Origin of the sequence: Enterovirga sp. (assembly GCF_028290205.1) — a bacterium.
Taxonomy (GTDB): domain Bacteria; phylum Pseudomonadota; class Alphaproteobacteria; order Rhizobiales; family Beijerinckiaceae; genus Enterovirga.
The window spans coordinates 1-18235 of record NZ_JAQGKF010000211.1; the positions used below are offsets into that span (position 1 = coordinate 1).

At 70.1% G+C, this 18235-nt stretch carries 20 protein-coding genes; 9 read left to right on the plus strand and 11 right to left on the minus strand.

Annotated elements, in window-relative coordinates:
* From JWR86_RS14390 to JWR86_RS14400, 3 genes are all read right to left on the minus strand, one after another.
* Positions 1-1207: VWA domain-containing protein (locus tag JWR86_RS14390; protein WP_299566810.1), on the minus strand; the 1207-nt coding region annotated here is incomplete at its 3' end.
* A gap of 64 nt (positions 1208-1271) precedes the next feature.
* Entirely contained in the window at positions 1272-1988 is a 717-nt protein-coding gene (gene queC, locus JWR86_RS14395) for a 7-cyano-7-deazaguanine synthase QueC (RefSeq protein WP_299566812.1), read from the minus strand.
* A gap of 58 nt (positions 1989-2046) precedes the next feature.
* The gene (locus tag JWR86_RS14400) at positions 2047-2979 is read right to left on the minus strand and encodes a ribose-phosphate pyrophosphokinase (RefSeq protein WP_299566814.1); all 933 of its coding nucleotides are present in this window, start codon (positions 2977-2979) and stop codon (positions 2047-2049) included.
* 182 nt (positions 2980-3161) lie between these two features.
* On the opposite strand from JWR86_RS14400, the gene uvrC reads away from it, so the two are divergent.
* The 4 genes from uvrC to JWR86_RS14420 are packed head-to-tail and all read left to right on the plus strand — an operon-like array spanning position 3162 to position 6771.
* On the plus strand, positions 3162-5237 hold the full coding sequence (uvrC, locus tag JWR86_RS14405; protein ID WP_299566816.1) for an excinuclease ABC subunit UvrC: 2076 nt from the start codon (positions 3162-3164) through the stop codon (positions 5235-5237).
* Positions 5238-5268: 31 nt separating this feature from the next.
* The gene (gene pgsA, locus JWR86_RS14410) at positions 5269-5886 is read left to right on the plus strand and encodes a CDP-diacylglycerol--glycerol-3-phosphate 3-phosphatidyltransferase (RefSeq protein ID WP_299566818.1); all 618 of its coding nucleotides are present in this window, start codon (positions 5269-5271) and stop codon (positions 5884-5886) included.
* Positions 5883-6134: a molybdopterin converting factor subunit 1 gene (gene moaD, locus JWR86_RS14415; protein WP_299566820.1), complete on the plus strand. Its 252-nt coding sequence runs from the start codon at positions 5883-5885 to the stop codon at positions 6132-6134. Before pgsA ends, moaD begins: the two co-directional genes overlap by 4 nt.
* 4 nt (positions 6135-6138) lie before the next feature.
* Entirely contained in the window at positions 6139-6771 is a 633-nt protein-coding gene (locus tag JWR86_RS14420; RefSeq protein ID WP_299566822.1) for an FMN-binding negative transcriptional regulator, read from the plus strand.
* A gap of 3 nt (positions 6772-6774) precedes the next feature.
* On the opposite strand, the gene JWR86_RS14425 is transcribed toward JWR86_RS14420, so the two are convergent.
* Entirely contained in the window at positions 6775-7380 is a 606-nt protein-coding gene (locus JWR86_RS14425) for a glutathione S-transferase (RefSeq protein WP_299566824.1), read from the minus strand.
* A 101-nt stretch (positions 7381-7481) separates the two neighbouring features.
* Here JWR86_RS14425 and JWR86_RS14430 point away from each other — a divergent pair, with 101 nt between their 5' ends.
* Positions 7482-7871 (plus strand): PaaI family thioesterase, encoded by a 390-nt coding sequence (locus JWR86_RS14430; RefSeq protein WP_299566826.1) that lies wholly within the window; start codon positions 7482-7484, stop codon positions 7869-7871.
* Between the two features lie 15 nt (positions 7872-7886).
* Here the strand turns inward: JWR86_RS14430 and JWR86_RS14435 are convergent, their stop codons facing one another.
* The 3 genes from JWR86_RS14435 to JWR86_RS14445 are packed head-to-tail and all read right to left on the minus strand — an operon-like array spanning position 7887 to position 10619.
* Positions 7887-8657, minus strand: a complete 771-nt coding sequence (locus JWR86_RS14435; RefSeq protein WP_299566828.1) for an SDR family NAD(P)-dependent oxidoreductase — start codon at positions 8655-8657, stop codon at positions 7887-7889.
* Between the two features lie 5 nt (positions 8658-8662).
* Positions 8663-9454 carry a DUF1194 domain-containing protein gene (locus JWR86_RS14440; protein WP_299566830.1) on the minus strand — a complete coding sequence of 264 codons (792 nt, stop codon included), beginning with the start codon at positions 9452-9454 and terminating at the stop codon, positions 8663-8665.
* Positions 9455-9500: 46 nt separating this feature from the next.
* A complete protein-coding gene (locus tag JWR86_RS14445; protein ID WP_299566831.1) occupies positions 9501-10619 on the minus strand; it encodes a DNA topoisomerase IB in 1119 nt (372 codons plus the stop codon).
* Between the two features lie 227 nt (positions 10620-10846).
* Between JWR86_RS14445 and JWR86_RS14450 the strand changes: the two genes are divergently transcribed.
* Both JWR86_RS14450 and gabD read left to right on the plus strand, forming a co-directional pair.
* On the plus strand, positions 10847-11260 hold the full coding sequence (locus JWR86_RS14450; protein WP_299566833.1) for a hypothetical protein: 414 nt from the start codon (positions 10847-10849) through the stop codon (positions 11258-11260).
* Between the two features lie 76 nt (positions 11261-11336).
* Positions 11337-12809 carry an NADP-dependent succinate-semialdehyde dehydrogenase gene (gene gabD / locus JWR86_RS14455; RefSeq protein ID WP_299566867.1) on the plus strand — a complete coding sequence of 491 codons (1473 nt, stop codon included), beginning with the start codon at positions 11337-11339 and terminating at the stop codon, positions 12807-12809.
* A gap of 25 nt (positions 12810-12834) precedes the next feature.
* Here gabD and JWR86_RS14460 read toward each other — a convergent pair whose 3' ends face one another.
* From JWR86_RS14460 to JWR86_RS14475, 4 genes are all read right to left on the minus strand, one after another.
* Positions 12835-13434, minus strand: coding sequence for a hypothetical protein (locus JWR86_RS14460; protein WP_299566834.1), 600 nt, complete (start codon positions 13432-13434; stop codon positions 12835-12837).
* Positions 13435-13487: 53 nt separating this feature from the next.
* Positions 13488-14321 (minus strand): class I SAM-dependent methyltransferase, encoded by an 834-nt coding sequence (locus JWR86_RS14465; RefSeq protein ID WP_299566835.1) that lies wholly within the window; start codon positions 14319-14321, stop codon positions 13488-13490.
* A 4-nt stretch (positions 14322-14325) separates the two neighbouring features.
* Positions 14326-15324 (minus strand): lysylphosphatidylglycerol synthase domain-containing protein, encoded by a 999-nt coding sequence (locus tag JWR86_RS14470; RefSeq protein WP_299566837.1) that lies wholly within the window; start codon positions 15322-15324, stop codon positions 14326-14328.
* Between the two features lie 87 nt (positions 15325-15411).
* Entirely contained in the window at positions 15412-15972 is a 561-nt protein-coding gene (locus JWR86_RS14475; protein ID WP_299566838.1) for an invasion associated locus B family protein, read from the minus strand.
* A gap of 181 nt (positions 15973-16153) precedes the next feature.
* Between JWR86_RS14475 and JWR86_RS14480 the strand changes: the two genes are divergently transcribed.
* Entirely contained in the window at positions 16154-16939 is a 786-nt protein-coding gene (locus JWR86_RS14480) for an SDR family NAD(P)-dependent oxidoreductase (protein ID WP_299566840.1), read from the plus strand.
* Between the two features lie 75 nt (positions 16940-17014).
* The gene (locus JWR86_RS14485) at positions 17015-18220 is read left to right on the plus strand and encodes a DUF2235 domain-containing protein (protein ID WP_299566841.1); all 1206 of its coding nucleotides are present in this window, start codon (positions 17015-17017) and stop codon (positions 18218-18220) included.
* The last annotated feature ends 15 nt before the right edge of the window (positions 18221-18235 follow it).

Here is an 18235-nt window from a genome sequence, read left to right on the forward strand (position 1 = left end):
TTCCGGTGATGAGCGTGTGGATCTTGGTGAAGACCGGATCGATCTGCGACACGTCCTGCACGTCGTAATACATGTCGTCGGCACTGGCGCATTCCCGCAGCAGGGTCGAGTTCCCCTCGATGATGCGGGCCGTGAAGATCTGGATCCTGGCCGCCTTGATGTTGGCGCAGAGCTGCCGGGTACGGGCGTCGATCTCCGTCTGTCCGCGGGACCAGCGGTTCTGGGTGTTGTCCCCGTCGGTCATGAAGACGATGTACTTTGCGACGTTCCTGGTCGAGTCGGCGGCCGCGTTGGTGATCGGCTCGGACCGGGTCAGCAGGTGGTAGCCCCAGACGAGCCCGATGGTGGTGTTGGTGTTGCCGCTCGCCACCATGCCGCCCACCGCGGAGCGCAGGGCCGAGAAGTCCTGGGTCAGTGGCATGATCGGGGCCAAGTCGCACTCCTGGCTCCGGCTCGTGTCGGCGCTGAAATAGGTGGTCGGCCCTGTGGGCGGGGTGTCCGACACGTCATGCGGCTGCTCCCGGTCCCAGATGCAGCCGGACAACGACGGGTTGCTGGCCCAGAAGGCGGAGGCCGCGGCATCGACCCAGCTCGACGTCTTCAAGGCCCCGAGATTGACGTCCGTGTCGAAGGGCACGATCCCGATCTTGACGGCGTCGGGCTGGGCCGTGCTCGCCTGCATCTTGCTCAGAAACCGTTGCGCGGCCGCCTTCAGGGTGCCGAGCTTGTTCTGCTGGCCCATGGACCCCGTATTGTCGAGCACGAGCACGAGCTCGATCTTGCTGTCCGAGTAGAGCGCCTCGGCCGTGCTGCTGACCGGCCGGCTGCTGACACCCAGGATGGCGGACAGGGTCATCTTGATCTCGCCGCGGGCATCGAGCCTGACGCGGTCCTCGACCAGAGTGACCTTGACGCTGACATTCTGCAGCTGCTCCAGGTCGAAGGTGCGGCGCATGTAGCTTGAGGCCAGCGCGTCCGGCATCCCCTGCGGGCCGATGATGTCCCGGTTGCGGGCCACCAGCAGCACCGCCGCGTCCACGGCGCGCTGCAGGTTGGTCTGGACCAGCGCCATCCGGGAATAGTCGAACGCCACCCCGGCGAGGCCGACCAGCAGCAGCACCAAGAGCCCGAACATCATGGCGACGCTGCCGCGCGGGTCGCGACTGAAGCGCAGCAGCAGAGTTCGGAGGCGCGGGCGGTGGTCCATAGTGGACCGAGACTATGCGGGACGGGTTACGACGCCGTTGCACTGATCCAACAGAGAGGGCCGTTCAGGGCCGGGCCGAGGACTGGCGCCATCTTCGCCAGCCGTCCTTTCGGAGGCGGCAGGCCGGGCAGGTGCCGCAGCCATAGCCCCAATCGTGCCGCTGGCTGCGGTCGCCCAGGTAGCAGGTCTGCGTCTGCGCCAGGATCACGTCCAGGAGCGGCCGGCCGCCGAGCCGTTCGGCCAGCGCGAAGGTCTGGGCCTTGTCGCGCCACATCAGCGGCGTGTGCAGCACGAAGCGGGTTTCGAGGCCGAGATTCAGGGCAACCTGCATGGCCTTCACGGTGTCGTCGCGACAATCCGGGTAGCCCGAATAATCCGTCTCGCAGACGCCGAGCACGACGTGGCGGCAGCCGCGCCGATACGCGAGCGCGGCCGCGAAACACAGGAAGACGAGGTTGCGGCCCGGCACGAAGGTGGTCGGCAGCCCGCTCTCGCCCAGGCCGATCTCGACCTCGCGGGTCAGCGCCGTGTCCGAGATCGCGCCGAGCGCCGGGATGGCCAGAAGGTGGTCGGGCCCGAGCCGCCCCGGCCCGAGCGGAAGCTCCCCGAGGGCGTCCCGGATGCCGGGCCGCAGGTCCAGCTCCACCCGGTGGCGCTGGCCGTAATCGAAGCCGACGGTCTCAACCTCGGCAAAGCGCGCCAGCGCCCAGGCCAGGCAGGTGGTCGAGTCCTGTCCGCCGGAGAAGAGGACCAGGGCCCGGCGCTCGTCGAGGGCGACCATTCTGCCTAGCTCCGCCCCGTCGCGGGGCTCGCGCGCCGCCGCACCGCCCCCGGCACGCTCAGTCGAACAGGCTCGAGACGCTCGACTCGGTCGCGGTGCGGCCGATGGCCTCGCCCATCAGAGGCGCGATCGACACGACGCGGATGTTCTTGGCGACCTTCACGGCCTCGGTCGGCTGAATCGAATCCGTGATCACGAGTTCGCGCAGCCGCGAATGGGCGATGCGGGACACCGCTCCGCCCGACAGCACGCCGTGCGTGATATAGGCCCGCACGTCGGCCGCGCCCTGGGCCAGCAGCGCATCGGCCGCGTTGCAGAGGGTCCCACCCGAATCGACGATGTCGTCGACCAGGATGCAGGAAAGCCCGGCCACGTCGCCGATGATGTTCATCACCTCCGACTCGCCGGGCCGCTCGCGCCGCTTGTCCACGATGGCGAGCGGGGCATCGATGCGCTTGGCCAGCGCCCGCGCCCGCACCACGCCGCCGACGTCGGGGGACACCACGACCTTGGGCCGGTCGTTCAGGCGCTCCTTGACGTCCCGGACCATGACCGGCGCGCCGAACAGGTTGTCCGTCGGGATGTCGAAGAAGCCCTGGATCTGGCCCGCATGGAGGTCGAGGGTGAGAACCCGGTCGACACCCGCATGGGTGATCAGATTGGCCACGAGCTTGGCCGAGATGGGCGTCCGGGCAGCCGATTTCCGGTCCTGCCGGGCATAGCCGAAATACGGGATCACGGCCGTGATGCGCCGGGCCGATGCGCGCCGCAGCGCGTCGGCGATGATCAGCAGCTCCATCAGGTGGTCGTTCGTCGGCGAGGACGTCGACTGAATGATGAACGTGTCTTCGCCGCGGACATTCTCGCCGATCTCGACGAAAATCTCCGCGTCCGCGAAGCGCCGCACCTGAGCGCGAGCGAGCGGGATCTTCAGGTACTCCGCGATGGCGCCCGCGAGCGGCCGATTGGAGTTTCCCGCAACGAGCTTCATTGAGCCGATTTCACGCAACGAGAGGAGCAGGTCCGCTCGGCTGGATCCTGGCAGGGCGGAGTGACGGCCGGCACATAGCAGCGTCGCCGGAGCGTCACAACAACGAGGGCCGGAATCAACTCCGTCCGGAGCCCGGCCGCGGGGCGCTTCCGTGTCGCGGGGCGGCCGCCTACATCTCGGGCATGAGTCGCGCCGCTGCCCAGGATGTCCCGCCGGAGGTCGCCCAGCCCGAGCGGGAGGAGGAGGAGGAGGTCTTCTCGGAAGCCGGCTCGGGGGTCGAACTCGACCTCGAAGCGACGCCGTCCATGGTGGAGGCCGGTGCCGCCGTGATCCGGCGGTTCTGGGCCACGCTGCCGACCTCGCCCGGCGTGTACCGGATGATCGATCGGCAGGGCGAGGTGCTCTATGTCGGCAAGGCGCGATCGCTGAAGGCCCGGGTCGGCTCCTACGTGCGCGAGCAGGGGCATTCCAACCGCATCGTCCGGATGATCGCCGAGACCGCCGCCATGGTCTTCGTCACGACGGCGACCGAAACGGAGGCGCTGCTGCTCGAGGCGAACCTCATCAAGCAGCTGCGGCCGCGCTTCAACGTGGTGATGCGGGACGACAAGTCGCTGCCCTACATCCTGCTGACCGCGGATTCCGAGGCGCCGCAGATCGTCAAGCATCGCGGCGCCCGCAACCGCAAGGGCGCCTATTTCGGCCCGTTCGCCAGCGTCTGGGCGGTGAACCGGACGGTCAACGCCCTGCAGCGGGCCTTCCTGCTGCGCTCCTGCTCGGACAGCTATTACGAGAACCGGACTCGGCCCTGCCTGCTGTTTCAGATCAAGCGCTGCTCCGGCCCCTGCACGGGCGAGATCGCGCTCTCGGATTACGCGGAGCTGGCCGAGGAAGGGCGCGCCTTTCTGTCCGGCCGGTCCTCGGCTGTGAAGCAGCGTCTCGCGGCCGAGATGCAGCGCGCCTCCGACGAGCTCGAATTCGAGCGGGCGGCCCGCTACCGCGATCGCCTGGCCGCCCTGTCCGCCGTGCAATCCACCCAGGGCATCAACACGCAGACGTTGGAGGAAGCCGACGTCTTCGCGGTGGACGAGCAGGCCGGGCAGTTCTGTGTGGAGGTGTTCTTTTTCCGCAACCACCAGAACTGGGGCAACCGGGCCTATTTTCCGCGCGCCGACCGCTCGCACGGCAAGGCCGAGGTGCTGGCCGCCTTTCTGGCGCAGTTCTACGACGACAAGCCGCCGCCGCGCACGATCCTCCTGTCCGAGGAGATTCCCGAAGCGGCGCTTCTCGCCGACGCCCTGGCCGTGAAGGCCGGCCGCAAGGTGGAGATCGCGGCCCCGAAACGCGGCGAGCGCCGGCTCCTGGCCGAGGCCGCCTGCCGCAACGCCCGGGAGGCGCTGGGCCGGCGCCTCGCCGAGACGAGTTCGCAGGCGAAGCTCCTGGCCGCGCTCGGCTCGGCCTTCGGCCTGGCCCGGCCGCCCCGCCGCATCGAGGTCTACGACAACTCGCACATCATGGGCACCAACGCGGTCGGCGCCATGGTGGTGGCCGGGCCTGCCGGGTTCATGAAGACCCATTACCGGACCTTCAACATGCGGTCCGAGGACCTCGTGCCGGGCGACGATTACGGCATGATGCGGGAGATGCTGCGGCGCCGCTTCGCCCGGCTGCTGAAGGAGGCGCCGCGGGCGCTGGCCGAGCTCCCCGACGCGGCGGCGCCCACGGCGGATCCGGAGCCGAGCGGGGAAGCCCCGTCCCCGGCGGCGGCGATGCGCCCGGCCCGTGCGTCCGACCCGGACAGCTTTCCATCCTGGCCGGACCTCGTCCTCATCGACGGCGGCAAGGGTCAGCTCGAGGCCGCCCGCTCGGTGCTGGCCGAGATCGGCATCCGGGACGTGCCGCTCGTCGGCGTGGCCAAGGGTCGCGACCGCGACGCCGGCCGGGAAACCTTCTTCATGCCCGACCAGTCGCCGATCCGCCTGCCGCCGCGCGACCCGGCGCTGTATTTCGTGCAGCGGCTCCGGGACGAGGCGCACCGTTTCGCCATCGGAACGCACCGGGCCAAGCGCAAGCGTGAGCTCACCACGAGCCCGCTCGACGAGATTCCCGGCATCGGCCCCTCGCGCAAGCGGGCGCTGCTGCACCATTTCGGAACCCTCAAAGCCATCCAGCGCGCAGCCCTGGACGACCTGATGCGGACCCCTGGCGTGAACGCCGCCACGGCCCGAACCGTGTACGAGCATTTCCACGGCGGTTGACGCTTCGGCGGAGGCCATGCTCTGTCCGGGCATGCTCGCGACGCCAGCCCCGAGGCGCTCACAGGCCTTCAGCCTTCCGAACGTCCTGACCTATAGCCGCGTCCTCGCCGTTCCGGTGGTGGTCGGCCTGCTCTTTTGGCCCGAGGATGTGTGGTCGCGCTGGATGGCCCTGACCATCTTCGTCGCGGCCGCGATCACGGATTATTTCGACGGCTATTTCGCCCGGATCTATGCTCAGCAATCGCAGCTCGGCCGCATGCTGGACCCGATCGCCGACAAGCTGCTGGTGGCGGCCTGCCTCCTGATGCTGGCGGCCGATCACCGCACCATCACGGGCCTGTCGCTCTGGGCCGCCATCGTCATCCTGTGCCGCGAGGTGCTGGTCTCGGGACTGCGCGAATACCTGGCCGAGCTGAAGGTCGGGGTGCCGGTCTCCCGGGTCGCCAAGTGGAAAACCGCCGTGCAGCTGGTGGCCATCGGCGTGCTGATCGCCGGGCCGGCCGGCGAGGCGATTCTGCCCGGCACCACCACGGCGGGCCTCGTGCTCCTGTGGCTCGCAGCCGCTCTCACCATCTACACCGGGTGGGACTACCTGAAGGCCGGGATCACGGTGATGGTGGACCAGGATTCCGGCAGGAGCGACCGGTGAAGCTCGTCTATTTCAGCTGGGTGCGCGAGCGGATCGGCCTCGCCGAGGAGCAGGCGGAGCCGCCCGGGGATGTCCGCACGGTCGCCGATCTGGCCGGCTGGCTCGCCGGGCGCGGCGAGAATTACGCCTACGCCTTCGAGAATCCCGGCGTGGTGCGGGCTGCGGTCGACCGGGTGCACGTGAAGCCGGACACGCCCCTCGGCGCCGCCCGCGAGGTCGCCTTCTTTCCGCCCATGACGGGAGGGTGAGCCCGTGTACCGGCCACCCGCCTTTCGTGAGGACCGGGTCGAGGCGCAGCACGGCCTGATCCGTGCCTTTCCGCTCGGCCTGCTCGTCACGGCGGGGCCGGCCGGGCTTCTGGCAAACCCAGTGCCGTTTCTGGTCGATCCCGCGGCCTCCGAGCACGGCACGCTGCGCTGCCATCTGGCGCGCGCTAACCCGCAATGGCGCGAGCTGGCGGAGGTGGCCGAATGCCTGGTCGTGTTCCAGGGGCCGCAGGATTACGTGACGCCCTCCTGGTACGCGACCAAGCAGGAGACCGGGAAGGTGGTGCCGACCTGGAACTACGCCACCGTCCACGCCTGGGGCCGCCCGCAGGTGATCGAGGACGAGGCCTGGCTGCGCCAGCAGATCCACGACCTCACCCGGCTGCGCGAGGCCTCCCGGCCCGTGCCCTGGGCCGTGGACGACGCCCCGCCCGACTTCGTGGCCGGGCAGGTGCGCGGCATCGTCGGCGTGGAGATTCCGATCAGCCGGATCGAGGGCAAGTGGAAGGTGAGCCAGAACCGGCCCGAGCCGGACCGGGTCGGCGTCCTGGCCGGCTATCGCGAGGGCGGCCAGGACGCCATGGCAGCGCTGGTCGCCGAGCGGGGCGGGCTCGCGTGAGCGTCAGCCCGCAGGGGGCGTCGCGATCATGGACGGGCGGGCGGCGAAGCCCTCGAACCACCGGGCGAGGGCCGGGCGGGTGGCGCGCCAGCCGAGCTCACCATAGCGGAAATCGAGATAGCTGAGGCCGCACGCGATGGTGATGGTGCCGATGTCGACGCGGTTCGCCAGGCTGGCGGCGTCCCGCTCGAAGCGGTCCAGCGCATCGGCGACCTTGCCCATCTGGCCGCCGATCCAATCCGGCCAGCGCAGCGGCTGCGGCCTGAGCGCCGATTCGTAGCGGGTCAGGAGCGCGGCTCCGAGGAGGCCGTCGGCGAGGGCCTGTTCGGTGATCGCCCGCCAGCGCGCCGCGCCGGCACCGAACAGCCGCCCGCCGGCCTGCCCGTCCAGGTATTCGCAGATGACCCGGCTGTCGTAGAGCGCCACGCCCTCGTCCGTGACCAGGGTCGGCACCTGCGCCAGTGGGTTGGCGGCCCGGATCTCGGCGCTCGGCGCGACGGGAGTCGTCTTGGCCGGCACGATCTCGATCTGGTCGGCGAGCCCGACCTCGTGCGCGACCACGAGCACCTTGCGAACGAAGGGCGACGAGCTGGAGTAGAACAATCTCATGGGCTGACCCTCGGGCGGCCGAAACGGCCCCGGGTTGAAACACCGGCCGGCGGCGCGCATCAAGCCGCTCTCGAGCAGCCCTTTCCTGGCCGGTGCAGACGATGACGATCTTTGGCGCCCATATTCCGTTCGCCGAGCATTGCGGGGTCGAGGATCTCGGGCATGGCGAGGGCGGCGAGACGCGGCTCCGCATGGCGGTGCGTTCCGAACTCGAGAACAACATCGGCATCGCGCATGGCGGGGCGCTGGCGACGCTTCTCGACATCTGCATGGGCACGGCCGGCCGCACGCGGGTCGGCCGGCCGGTGATGACCCTGGACATGCAGGTGAGCTTTCTGGCTCCCGGCCGGGGCACGCTGCTCGGGGTGGGCCGGGTCACCAAGGCCGGGCGCTCCATCCTGTTCTGCGAGGCCGAGGTGACGCGCGAAGAGGACGGCGAACTGGTCGCGCGCGCGACCGGCCTGTTCAAGCCGACCCGCGAGGCGGCCTGAACGCCGTCCCTCCCCTCAGAACAAGGTGTAGCCGCCGTCGATCACCAGGCTGTCGCCGGTGTGGTAGCGGCTCTCGTCGCTCATCAGGTAGACGGCGATGCCGGCGAAGTCGTCGCCCCGGCCCCAGCGCCGCTGCGGGATCCGGGGCAGCACCGCATCGGCGAACCGGCTCTCGGCGATCTTGCCGGCCGTCATCTCGGTCTCGATCCAGCCCGGCACGAGCGCGTTGGCCGTGACCTCGTATCGGGCGAGTTCCACGGCCAGGGCCCGCATCATCACGCTGATCGCCCCCTTGCTGGCCCCGTAGGCCACCGCGCCGGCGGGACCGTGAATGGTGGAGGTGGACGAGGTGGCGACCAGCCGTCCACCCGGGTCGCCCGCCCTCGCGCGCTGCACCATGTGCCGCGACGCGGCCCGCAGCGTGAAGAAGGTCCCGTCGAGATTGACGCCCATCAGGGTCCGCCAGCTCTCCGCCGTGATCTCCGGAAAGGGCGTGCGGGGCATCGACCGGCCGGCATTGGCGAAACAGCCGTCGAGCCGTCCAAACCGCTCCAGAAGTTCGGCCATGCAGCCCTCCACCGCGGCCTCGTCCGAGACGTCGCAGCGCTGCACCAGAACCAGCCCGCCCTCGGCCTCAAGCTGCGCCCGGGCGGCTTGGTTCTTGTCCGGATCGCCGCCCCAGATCGCCACGCCGGCGCCGGCCCGGGCCAGCCCGAGGGCCATGCCGAGCCCGATGCCGCCATTGCCCCCGGTCACGAGCGCCACCTTGCCGGACAGATCGAACATGCGGGTCAGTTCCACCGGCGCTGGCGGCGCAACGCTTCGCCGATCAGGCAGTCGGCCGCCGGCTCGGCCTGGGCCGGCCGGATCCGGGCCTCGCCCGGCAGAGCGGCGATCTCGCGGACGAGCTTGGTCCGGATCGCGCCCGCGAAATGAGCCCGCTCCCGCACCGGCACCAGAAAGGCGCCCGCGCCGCCGATCACGCAGGCCCGGTAGTAGCGGTCCAGATGCGCGATGTCCCAGGGCGAGACGGCCTGTTTCAGCATGATGGGAAGGCCGTTCACGACCACGCCCGCTGCCACCGCGGCGTCCCGGGCGGCCGTGACGGCCGGGCCGTCATTGTTGGGTCCATCGCCCGAGATGTCGATCACCTGCCGGGTAGCCTCGAGGCCGCTGCGGGCCAGCAGGTCCTGGCCGAAGGCGATCGCGCCCGAGATGGAGGTGTAATAGGCCCGGCCGGCAGGGCGGCGGCTGAGCCGCTCGGCGACGGCGAGGGCGTCTTCGGGCCCGGAGATCACGGTCCAGGGCAGAACCAGGTCCTGGTGCGACGCGCTTGCCCATTCGAAATAGGTGACCGCGACGCGGCCGAGCAGGCCCCGGCGGATCGCCTCGTGCACCTCGGGCGACCGGAACGCTTCGATGAAGCCCTGCTTCTGCAGATCCTGCTCCTCGGGATCCATGGACCACGACACGTCGACCGCGAGCACCAGCGCCAGATCCACCTCCGGTCCGCCGGCCCGGGCCGGCAGCCCGGCCAGGCACAGCCACGTGGCGAGAAGGCCGAGGGTCGCTCTGCGCAGCATCGCTCTCACCCTGCGCCCCCCGGCGCCGAACCGCCGGCGGGCCGCCTCACGCCGCGGCCGCGGAGGCCCGCAAGGTCTCCGCAAGGTCCCGCGAGAGCCGCCCTTCGAGCAGCGACAGGACGGCCGCCTCTTCCGGCTTCAATCCGCCGAGATGGCTCCGCAGCTCGTCTTCGACCTGCTGCTTCACCTCGAGCAGCATCTCGCCCTGCAGGTAGGAATGCACCACCTCCGGGTGGACATAGCACTTGCGGCAGATGGTCGGTGTGTTGCCGAGCCGGCCGGCCACCCGCTCAATGGCCGCCCGGACGTTCTTCTTGGCCCGGGCGTCGGAATCGAAGGTCTCGAACTCCTGCAGCGCGATAGCGGCCAGCACCGTGCCGGCCCAGGTGCGAAAGTCCTTGGCCGTGATGTCGCGGCCGGTGATCTCGCGCAGGTACGTGTTGACGTCTGAGGAGGTGACGTCGCGCCGCTGGCCGTCGTCATCGACGTACTGGAAGAGCTCCTGGCCCGGGATCTCCTGGCAATCCCGGACGATCTTGGCGATGCGGCGGTCCCGGAGCGCAAGGTTCCACTCCTTGCCGCTCTTGCCCTTGAACCGGAACCGCAGCTCCGAACCCTCCACCTTGACGTGGCGGTTCTTCAGCGTGGTCAGACCATAGCTGCGGTTCTGCAGCGCGTAGTCGTCGTTGCCGACCCGGATCAGCGTGTTTTCCAGCAAATACACGACCGTCGCCAGCACCTTCTCCCGGGGCAGGCCCTTCAGGGCCATGTGCCGGGTGATGGTCTTGCGGATCTCGGGCAGGCCGCGCGCGAAATCGAGCATGTGCTCATATTTCGTGGAGTCCCGCATCTCGCGGAAGCCCGGATGGTAGCGGTACTGCTTGCGGCCCTTGGCGTCGCGCCCCGTCGCCTGGATATGCCCGTTCGGGTTCGGGCAGATCCAGACATCCGAATAGGCCGGCGGGATCGCGAGCTTGCGGATGCGGGAGAGCGTCGCCTCGTCGGTGATGCGCCGGCCGTCGCGGTCGAGATACACGAAGCCCTTGCCGGCCTTGCGGCGCCGGATGCCCGGCTTGTGGTCCGACACGTAGCTCAGGCCGGCGGCCGCAGCCGCCTCGCGCGGGTCGACGACGCGTTCGGCCTCGCCTGATTCGGCCTGGACCATGCAGGTGCTCCGGACTCGCGAACTCACGGACGCGACTCAACCGAACCTCGCCGCCAAGGTTCCTCGCCTCCTGCGCATGCCAGCCATACGTCATCGCAACCCTGGCGTGCTCGGCCGATAACGCCCGGTTAACCACGTCCGCCGTTCAGCTCGCGGTAGGGTTTACGGAAACCGGCTGGCAACACGGCCCAGACATTCTGTGCACCTGCCTGTGCGGGAAGCGCGCCATGAAACTGCCGATCGGTCTCGTCCTCGCCACGCTCGCCGCCTCCGTCCCGGCCCTGGCAGATGCCCCGCCGGTTGACGCGAAGAGGGTGCGCCTCGGGCCCCCGTCGGCCGCCGTCCCGATGCGGGCCGCCCTGCCGGCCTACCGCCCGCTGCCGACGGCCCGACGAGCCGCACGAGTTCATCGATTCGACCGTTTCGCCGTGGCCGGCGGTCCGGTCTACGGCGCCGAGCCGCGCTACTACCCGGGTGCGGGCGGCGCCTCCCCGAATGCGGGCTTCGCGCCCCCGGTCCCGGTGGCCGTGGTGGGCTATCGCGAGGCCTATATCGGCCGCGGCCTCCTCTACAACACGCCGCCGGAGCCGACCTGGGCCAGCTGGTCGCACCGGTCGGATGTCATCAGCGTGAAGTACTGACCCGCGCGCGGGCGGGAGGCGCGGCCCGCCCGGACATGGTATGGACCCTCCAAAGGGAGGATCCAGCATGACCTACATGGACGTGAAATCGGGAATTCGCGCGCTCAAGGATCCCTCTCTGTTCCGGCAGCAATGCTACGTGGACGGCGCCTGGATCGACGCCGATGGCGGCGGCACGATCGAGGTCGACAATCCGTCCACCGGTGAGATCCTGGGCACCGTGCCCAAGCTGGGCAGGGCCGAGACACGCCGGGCGATCGAGGCGGCCGATGCGGCGCTGCCGGCCTGGCGGTCCAAGACCGCCAAGGAGCGGGCCCAAATCCTGCGGCGCTGGTTCGACCTCCTGATCGCCAACCAGGACGACCTCGCCGCCATCATGACGGCCGAGCAGGGCAAGCCCCTGACGGAGGCCAAGGGCGAGATCGCCTATGCGGCCTCGTTCATCGAGTGGTTCGGCGAGGAGGGCAAGCGCGTCTACGGCGACGTCATCCCGGCGCACGGCACCGACAAACGCATCATCGTGATCAAGCAGCCGATCGGGGTCTGCGCGGCGATCACGCCCTGGAATTTCCCGGCCGCCATGATCACCCGCAAGGCGGGCCCGGCGCTGGCGGCAGGCTGCACCATGGTGCTGAAGCCGGCCAGCCAGACGCCCTATTCGGCGCTGGCGCTGTGCGAACTGGCGGAGCGGGCCGGCGTGCCCAAGGGCGTCCTCTCCTGCGTCACCGGCTCGGCGGGCGAGATCGGCGGCGAGATGACCGAGAACCCGACGGTCCGGAAGCTCACCTTCACGGGCTCGACCGAGATCGGCAAGCTGCTGCTCGAGCAATGCGCCCGGACGGTCAAGAAGACCTCCATGGAGCTCGGCGGCAACGCCCCCTTCATCGTCTTCGACGACGCCGACCTCGAACCGGCCGTGAAGGGCGCCATGGCGTCCAAGTACCGCAACGCCGGCCAGACCTGCGTCTGCGCCAACCGCATCCTGGTCCAGGACGGCATCTACGACCGCTTCGTGGCCCGGCTCGCGGAAGCCGTGTCCGGCATGAAGGTGGCCGACGGCTTCAAGGAGGGCACCACCCTCGGCCCGCTGATCGACGCCAAGGCCGTGGCCAAGGTGGAGGAGCACGTCTCGGACGCCCTGGAGAAGGGAGCCCGCATCGTGGCCGGCGGCAAGCGCCACGGCGCCGGCCAGAACTTCTTCGAGCCGACCATCCTGGCCGACACCACGCCTGACATGAAGCTCTTCCGCGAGGAGACCTTCGGCCCGGTGGCGCCCATCTTCCGCTTCCACACCGAGGAGGAGGCCATTGCGCTCGCCAACGACACGCCCTTCGGCCTCGCGGCCTATTTCTACAGCCGCGACATCGGCCGGGTCTGGCGCGTGGCCGAGGCGCTCGAGACCGGGATCGTCGGCATCAACGAGGGCATCATCTCGACCGAGGTCGCCCCGTTCGGCGGCGTCAAGGAGAGCGGCCTCGGCCGGGAGGGCTCGCGCTACGGCATCGAGGACTTCCTCGAGGTGAAGTACCTCTGCATGGGCGGCCTCTGAGCGAGGCCGAACGGGGCGGCGCGGCCTAGAGGTCGCGCCCCTCGATATCCGGCGCGAGCCGGTCCACGATGCCCTTCACGGCCCCGAGATGCGGGTGGATGCGGAGGGCCTGCCGGTAGGCGAGCAGCGCGCGGCGCTTGTCGCCGCTGGCGAATTCGAGATGGCCCAGCGCCACCCAGGCGGTGAAGTGGCGGGGCTCGCGGGCCAGGGCCCGCTGCAGATCCTGCATGGCCTGGCCCGGGTCGTCGAGCCCGTGAAAGGCGGCGGCCCGGCGGCTCCACGCCTCCGCCCAATCCGGCTTGAGCTGGGTCACCCGGTCGAGCAGCTCGACCGCGAGCGCCGCGTCCTGCGCCTTCAGGGCTGTGCCGGCGCGCTCCATCAGGAGGTCGGCCGTGTCGCTGCCCGAGCGGGCGAAGCGACGCTGGATCAGGGCCGCGATGCCGTTCGCCTCGTCCTCGTCCTTGCTGTCGGCAAGCCGGGTGAAGAGGTCGTCCAGGGTGGAGGCCGGCGTGCGGGGTGCCTCAGGGCCGGGTCTCGGCCCCTCCGGCGGGCGCGTCTGAGCCGAGGCCGCCGGGGCGGCGAGCGCGACCGCGAGGGCCAGCAACGGGGCGGCATGCCGGATCATGCGGGCATCATCGGCCGGTCCCCGGGGGTGTCAAGGCGCGTCCGGGTCGCGGGTCAGCGCAGCTTGCGCAGCCACAGGCTCGTCTCTGGGGCGCCGTCGGGGTGCGGCAGCTCGGCCAGGATCCCGCGCGCCAGGCGGCCCGGATGCCGGGTGGCGAGCCAGCGGCTCGCGAACAGCAGCTCGTAGCCGCCCTGGAGCAGGGCCGCGACCGCGATCTGCTCGTTGTAGCCGCGCCAGGCCCACCCGGCCGGATAGGGGTCGGGCAGGAAGATGTCGTGCCAATGCACGAGGACGCCCGGCGCCAGCCGCGGCAGCACGTCGCCCAGAATGCAGTCCACGTCCGTTCCCGGCATGGCGACGTGGCTGGAATCCACGAACAGGATGTCGCCGGATCCAAGGGCCGCTACCCGGTCGCGGTCGGCGGCCCCGAACAGCCGCCGCTCGTGCCGGACCGCAAGCCCGGCGAGCGAGGCCCGGGGCGCGGGGTCGACCGCCGTGATCTCGGTCGCGAGCCCGCCATCCGCGACCGCCCGGGCGAGGAAGCGGGTCGAATGGCCGGACCCGATCTCGAGAATCTGGGCCGGCCGGGTGCTCCGCACCGTGGCATAGGCCGCCGCGGCGTCCAGGCGGGGGAACCAGCTCTGCCCGAACCGGGCCGGCCCGGGCCCGTCCCGCACGGCCCGGAGCTCGGGCCCGTACCGGTCGATGGCGTCCACGAGGGCAAAACTGTCCGCCTCGGCAGCGCGAAACAGCGGCTCCAGCGCCGGATAGGGCTTTGCCGCGACCCCGGCCGCGTAGCGGTAGGGGATGAAGAAGCCTCGGGCCCGCAGGCCGAGGAGCGTGGACAGGCCGAAGCCGAGACGCCGCGCTCCCGCCCGCAGGGTCATGACCCTACGGGGCCGGCGGCGGCACCGGCGGGATGGTGGCCGGCATGCGTTCGCGCCAGGCCTTGGCCAACCGGGCCCTCTCGAACAGGAGCACGATCACCACCGCGACCGCGAAGGGGATCAGGAGGTAGAACAGCCGGAACACCAGGAGGGCCGCGATCACGTCGGCCTTGGGCACGTCCGGCATCATGGCGACGAAGATCAGCTCCAGCACACCGAGCCCGCCCGGCGCGTGGCTGACCAGCGCCGCCGAGAACGAGGCCAGAAACGCCCCGAGCACGATCAGGAACCCCGGATTGCTGGCCTCCGGCAGGGCGAAATAGATGATGCCGGCCGCCCCAAGCAGCTCCAGCGGCGCGGCCACGAGCTGGCGCAGCATGACCGGCGGCGCCGGATAGGCGATCTTGAAGCGGCGGATCGTCATGGGCCGCAGCCGGAGCAGCGACCCGATCACGTAGAGCGCCACGAAGGCCAGACAGACCACGCCGAAGACGCGCGCCGCGGTCGGATTGGCGAGGGCCGGCGGCACCCGGTCATGCACCCGTTCCAGCAGCTCCGGCTGGAGGGTGAACACGACGCCGGCGAGCAGGATGGTGCCGAGGCCGAAGGTGAAGGAGCAGAGCGCGACCAGCACCGCGACCTGCGCGGCCGAGAGGCCCTTGGAGGTATAGGCGCGGTAGCGCACCAGCGCGCCGGAAAAGACCGACGCCCCGATGTTGTGGGACAGCGCGTAGGTCGTGAACGAGCAGAGCGACACGAACAGCCACGACACGTGCGTGACGCCGAGGTGCAGCAGGGCGATCCGGTCGTACCAGGCCAGCGCCCCATAGGCGACAAGCGTCGCCAGCACCGCCAGCCCGTAGCGCTGCGGCGGGATCGACGACAGGCTGGCCCACACATCCGCGAGCGAGAGCCCCCGCAGCTCGTTGTACAACAGCCAGCCCGACACGATCACGGCCGCGAAGCCGATCAAGGGCCAGACGAACTCCTTGACGTTCTTCATTCTCTCAGGCCCGCTCCGCAGACGCGCCTCTCTGCCCGAGCCCGTCCGGGCCGGCAAGCAGGCCCGAGCCGCCGCGACGTGGTGGGGTCAGGGACAATCGCGCTTGGCGCGCTCGAGAGCCTGGGCGAAACCGGCCAGCGAGTAGCGGTCGGTGGTCTTGTTGCCGCGGGCCGAGGTGGCCTGCAGCGTCATGGTGGTGCCCTTCGACATGGTGGCGATGGCCTGCGCCTCGTCCGCGGCATCCTTGACCCAGGCGTTCTTGCCCTTGGTGACCAGCTCGTATTGCGTGGAGCCGATGGCCAGCGTGGCCGGGCCGTCGTCCTTGGTGGCGAAATTCAGGACGGCCGCCACCTCGTTGCGGACCTTGTCGGCGGGCCGAAAGGACACGAACAGGTAGGCCTTGGTGTCCTTGAGATTGGCTGGCGACCGGGATTTCGGCTCGGACAGCGCGTAGCAGATCTTGGAGCGGCCAGACTGGGCCGTGTAGGCGCCCCAATCGCCGAAGGTCGCGACCAGCGTCGCGCCGCCCGGCTTCTCCTCCTTGGAGCTTGCCGGTTTGGCATCTCCCTTGGGCTTCGGCTGGGCCAGCGCTGCGCCCGACAGGGCAAGCGGCAGGAACACGGCACAGAGCCAGACAGAACGCGGCATGGCGGATCGCAGGTCGGACATGGTTTGAGAAGCCTGAACGGCCAAGGTTAAGGTTTGCTCTATAACCCGGCGCAGGCGGAGCGGCGAGGCGGCTCGCCCGTTGGCGGCGGAGCGAAGCGCCGCACCGGATGATAGCGCGGCGGCGGTGGGCGGGCTATCGACCGGCCGCGGAGGACGGAACATGCAACTCGACACTTCAGTGGCGGCGGTGGTCACAGGCGCTGCGTCCGGGCTGGGCGAGGCGACCGCCCGGCTTCTCGCCGAGCACGGCGCCCGAGTGGCCCTGTTCGACCTGAACGAGGAGCGCGGCCAGGCGGTCGCGGCGGAGATCGGCGGCGTTTTCTGCCGCGTCGACGTGACAGACGACGGCTCGGTCGCGGCCGGGCTCGCGGCGGCACGGGCCCGCCACGGCCAGGAGCGCGTTCTCGTGAACTGCGCCGGCATCGCGCCGGGGCGCAAAACCGTGTCCCGGGTCCGCGACACGGGCGCGCTGGTCGGCCACGAGATGGCGCTGTTTCGGACCACGATCGAGGTCAACCTCGTCGGCACCTACCGGATGATCGCCGCGTCGGCGGCCGGCATGGCCGGCCTCACCCCCGTGACGCCGGATGGCGGCCGCGGCGTCATCGTGACCACCGCCTCGGTGGCCGCGACCGACGGCCAGATCGGCCAGGCGGCCTATTCGGCCTCCAAGGGCGGCATTCTCGGCCTCACGCTTCCGGTCGCCCGCGACCTCGCGCCCTTCGGCATTCGCATCGTCAGCATCATGCCGGGCCTGTTCTACACGCCGCTCTTCGAGAGCGTGCCCGAGGAGGTCCGCACCGCGCTCGGGGCCAGCGTGCCGTTTCCGTCCCGGCTCGGCCGCCCCGAGGAATATGCCCGGCTGGTCCGCGCCATCATCGACAACGACATGCTGAACGGCGAATCCATCCGCCTCGACGGCGCGCTCCGCATGCAACCGAAATAGCGCCACTTCCCGGCCTGGTTGCAGAAACCAGGCCGACGGGGCAGTCTCGCTGGCTTGGCGCCGGGGACACGCTGCATGACGGGACAATCGGACGCCACGCCCAAGAAGAAGAAGCGCATCGCCCTGTTCCTGGACGGCACATGGAACAAGGTCTTCGACAACACGAATGTCTGGCGGCTGAAGTCTCTCTGCGCCCGGCAAGGGCCGGACGGCGTCGATCAGGTCACCTATTACAATTCCGGCCTCGGCACCCTCTCGGGGCATCGGCTTCTGGGCGGAGCTTTCGGCTACGGCATCGAGGCCGACATCCTCGAGACCTATCGGCGGCTCCTCGAGCTTTACGAAGTCGGCGACGAGATCTTCATCTTCGGCTTCAGCCGCGGCGCCTTCACGGCCCGAAGTTTGGCCGGGTTCGTGTCGTTCTACGGCCTCCTGAAACCCGGCGCCCCTCTCAGCATCGGACAGCTCTACAGGCGCTACCGCGACTCCGCGGACAAGGCGACGGTGCGGGATCTCCAGATGTCCGACCCGGCGCACCGCAAAGAGCCGAGGAACGTGGAGGAGCGCTGGCTGCGCGACTACTCGCGTGCGGTCCCCATCAAGATGATCGGCGTCTGGGACACCGTCGGGGCGCTGGGGATCCCGTTCGGGTCCATTCCCGGCGTGAGCCGCAAAGGGTTCGGCTTCCTCCACACCGGGCTCCGGGTGTCGCAGGAGAACGCCTACCAGGCGCTCGCGATCGACGAGCACCGAAAGCAGTTCGTGCCCACCCTGTGGACCAAGCATTTTCCGAAGGGGAGTTCGGCCACGGAACTCGCCGCGCCGCGCCGGGTGAGTTGCGCCGAGCAGCGGTGGTTTCTGGGCTCCCACGCCAATGTCGGCGGGGGCTGTCCGGACGATTTCCTGGCTCAGATTCCCCTGCGCTGGATGTTGAACCGCGCCGCGAGGCACGGGCTCGCCTTCCGGGACGGGGTGACGGTCGAGCCTGACGTCGTCCGGGCAAAGCTCGAACCCTCGCACCGGCAGTTTCTCCGCGGGGTCTACCGCCTCGTGAGCTCGCCGCATCACCGCGTCATCGGTGCTCCGCCGGAGGAGAGCGATAAAGGTCGCGATGAGACCATCAACGAAACCATCGACGGCAGCGTTTTTCAGCGCTGGCGCGACGATCCGGCCTACCGGCCGCCCAGCCTGACGGCCTGGGCCGCGCGCCAGAATGTCGACCCGGCCGAGCTGACGGCGGCCGTCCTGGCCGCCGACCCCCGGCAGGTCGTCCCGGACTAGGTCGCGGCCCGGGCC

Bases quoted from the DNA above. Each gene is read 5' to 3' on its own strand.
- JWR86_RS14445 (WP_299566831.1), bottom strand. From the start codon at position 10,619: ATGGTCCAGGCCGAATCAGGCGAGGCCGAACGCGTCGTCGACCCGCGC.
- queC (WP_299566812.1), bottom strand. From the start codon at position 1,988: ATGGTCGCCCTCGACGAGCGCCGGGCCCTGGTCCTCTTCTCCGGCGGA.
- JWR86_RS14400 (WP_299566814.1), bottom strand. From the start codon at position 2,979: ATGAAGCTCGTTGCGGGAAACTCCAATCGGCCGCTCGCGGGCGCCATC.
- JWR86_RS14480 (WP_299566840.1), top strand. From the start codon at position 16,154: ATGCAACTCGACACTTCAGTGGCGGCGGTGGTCACAGGCGCTGCGTCC.
- JWR86_RS14470 (WP_299566837.1), bottom strand. From the start codon at position 15,324: ATGAAGAACGTCAAGGAGTTCGTCTGGCCCTTGATCGGCTTCGCGGCC.
- gabD (WP_299566867.1), top strand. From the start codon at position 11,337: ATGGACGTGAAATCGGGAATTCGCGCGCTCAAGGATCCCTCTCTGTTC.
- JWR86_RS14430 (WP_299566826.1), top strand. From the start codon at position 7,482: ATGACGATCTTTGGCGCCCATATTCCGTTCGCCGAGCATTGCGGGGTC.
- JWR86_RS14485 (WP_299566841.1), top strand. From the start codon at position 17,015: ATGACGGGACAATCGGACGCCACGCCCAAGAAGAAGAAGCGCATCGCC.
- JWR86_RS14435 (WP_299566828.1), bottom strand. From the start codon at position 8,657: ATGTTCGATCTGTCCGGCAAGGTGGCGCTCGTGACCGGGGGCAATGGC.
- JWR86_RS14440 (WP_299566830.1), bottom strand. From the start codon at position 9,454: ATGCTGCGCAGAGCGACCCTCGGCCTTCTCGCCACGTGGCTGTGCCTG.
- JWR86_RS14465 (WP_299566835.1), bottom strand. From the start codon at position 14,321: ATGACCCTGCGGGCGGGAGCGCGGCGTCTCGGCTTCGGCCTGTCCACG.
- JWR86_RS14475 (WP_299566838.1), bottom strand. From the start codon at position 15,972: ATGCCGCGTTCTGTCTGGCTCTGTGCCGTGTTCCTGCCGCTTGCCCTG.
- JWR86_RS14425 (WP_299566824.1), bottom strand. From the start codon at position 7,380: ATGAGATTGTTCTACTCCAGCTCGTCGCCCTTCGTTCGCAAGGTGCTC.
- pgsA (WP_299566818.1), top strand. From the start codon at position 5,269: ATGCTCGCGACGCCAGCCCCGAGGCGCTCACAGGCCTTCAGCCTTCCG.
- uvrC (WP_299566816.1), top strand. From the start codon at position 3,162: ATGAGTCGCGCCGCTGCCCAGGATGTCCCGCCGGAGGTCGCCCAGCCC.
- JWR86_RS14460 (WP_299566834.1), bottom strand. From the start codon at position 13,434: ATGATCCGGCATGCCGCCCCGTTGCTGGCCCTCGCGGTCGCGCTCGCC.
- JWR86_RS14450 (WP_299566833.1), top strand. From the start codon at position 10,847: ATGAAACTGCCGATCGGTCTCGTCCTCGCCACGCTCGCCGCCTCCGTC.